The organism is Halonatronum saccharophilum DSM 13868, assembly GCF_000517025.1.
GTDB lineage: Bacteria > Bacillota > Halanaerobiia > Halobacteroidales > Halobacteroidaceae > Halonatronum > Halonatronum saccharophilum.
Genome location: NZ_KI912091.1, coordinates 369885 through 371950, shown reverse-complemented (window position 1 = coordinate 371950; position 2066 = coordinate 369885). Strand labels below are relative to the sequence as shown.

General features: G+C 32.3%; 1 protein-coding gene, 1 pseudogene and 1 other annotated feature. The gene and the pseudogene both read right to left on the bottom strand.

The window, feature by feature from the left end:
* A pseudogene (locus HALSAC_RS17220) lies at positions 1-203 on the bottom strand (Na/Pi cotransporter family protein); the annotation flags it as partial.
* A 375-nt stretch (positions 204-578) separates the two neighbouring features.
* Complete coding sequence (gene aroF, locus HALSAC_RS14785; RefSeq protein ID WP_051412043.1) at positions 579-1397, bottom strand: 3-deoxy-7-phosphoheptulonate synthase; 819 nt, start codon at positions 1395-1397, stop codon at positions 579-581.
* Between the two features lie 212 nt (positions 1398-1609).
* Positions 1610-1844 (bottom strand) — a binding site (T-box leader).
* Positions 1845-2066: the final 222 nt, after the last annotated feature.

The window sequence follows — 2066 nt, the reverse complement described above, 5'->3', positions numbered from 1 at the left end:
ACACTTGTAGCACTACTACTTTGTACAATAGCCGTTACAAGTGCACCTACTACTACACCCATAAGAGGGTTTGTAGTAAGAAGGGCCAAAATCTTCTTTAACTTCTTTCCTGCTGTCTTCTGTAGACCTTCTCCCATCTGCTGCATCCCATAAATAAATAAAGCTAAGGAACCTAAAAACTGAAAGAACATTTGTACAGACAAAAAAATCTCTCCCCTCAAAATTATAAAGTTATAATATTATAAAAACTTATCTAACGATTAAAATATTTAAGATACTTTATTTTTTTCGACAATTAGCTTAAAAATACGATTGATTTGTATTTTTAAATAAGTAAGAAACCCTTATTAGTAGCCTTTTTTAAACCCCTTTCTAACTTTAATATTCAATAGACTGGCTATATCAGTATTATTTACCTAGTAATAATATTTAATTATCTATTAAATAAAAGTAGCCGTCCATCAATTATTATAACTGATAAACGACTATTTATAAAGTGAATTTATTATTTTTCTTCAAATAGAGCTTTAAAAAAACCAAAATATACGACTCATCCCTACTTAAATCGACATTTTTTATTAGACCGCCAGCTTTTTATCTATAGCCTTAGCAACTTTATCTAATTTTATTACTAAATTAGCAAACTCAGCAGGTTTTAATGACTGCTCCCCATCACATAAAGCCTCTTTAGGGTTAGGATGCACCTCTACAATAACTCCATCTGCCCCTACACTTATCCCTGCTTGGGCCAATGGTGTAACCAATGATCTCTTTCCAGTACCATGACTTGGATCTATTATTATTGGATAATCTGTAGTCTCTTTAATAAAAGCAATTGCATTTAAGTCAAGGGTATTTCTAGTTGCTGTTTCAAAGGTTCTTATCCCTCTTTCACATAAAATAACATTAGGATTACCATGAGCAATTATATACTCAGCTGCTAATAACCACTCTTTAATGGTTGCTGAATAGCCCCGCTTTAATAATATAGGAGTATCCACTCTCCCTAGCTTCTTTAACATACCATAATTTTGCATATTCCTTGAACCAATCTGTAATATATCTGCATAAGAATCTACTAAATCAATATCCTCAGAATCCATAACTTCTGTTACTATCTTCAAACCAGTTCTTTCTCTTGCTTGAGCTAATAACTTTAAACCCTCTTCACCTAAACCCTGAAAACTATAAGGTGATGTTCTAGGCTTAAAGGCTCCACCCCTTAAGATTTGGCCCCCATGCTCTTTTACTCTATGGGCTGCCTCAAATAACTGCTCTCTACTCTCTACTGCACAAGGTCCAGCCATAATTACTAATTCTTCTCCACCAACCTTAACATCTCCAACCTCAACAACCTTATTATTTTTCTTCTTCTCGACTTCTCTACTACTTAACATTTAACTCACTCCTTTTTTTTAATTGCTAATTGATAGTTTACAATTGATAGTTAAAAACAATAAAAATCCATTACTAGTATTAATTAAAATCATTATACAACCAACATCTTTTTCTATAGGTTATTAAAATTAATTTTTTGACTATCAATTATCAATTATCAATTTTCAACTATCAATTTTAAATACAAAAAACCCACCTTGCTATCCTATATTTATAGGACGAAACAAGGTAGGTTAAAAAGTTTCGTGGTACCACCCTAATTGGACTAGAAATCTAGCCCCACTAGTTTAAATAACGATATACACCGGTATAACTTACTAAAAATTTCAGTTATACAGCTCCAGAGCGAAATTTCAATTCAAGTCCTTTAGCAGTGCTTACAGCCGATGGCACTACCTCTCTTTAAAGGTTTTCTCAAATCTACTTAACCCCTTCATAGCCTTTCTCTATATGAAATTAATCTTTTCTCTTGGTTATTTTTAATAATTGTAACAGCTCATAACTTCCTTGTCAAGGATAATTATAGATTATTTTATTCACAAGGCTGCAAAATTGTGACAGGTGGTTAACGATTTATAGTAATAAAGTGTCACTTTCGTGCCACTAGTAATGGGTAATGAGTGAAGAGTAATGAGTAGAGTCAAAATCTCAAAACCTCTTATAAGTCT

Bases quoted from the DNA above. Each gene is read 5' to 3' on its own strand.
- aroF (WP_051412043.1), bottom strand. From the start codon at position 1,397: ATGTTAAGTAGTAGAGAAGTCGAGAAGAAGAAAAATAATAAGGTTGTT.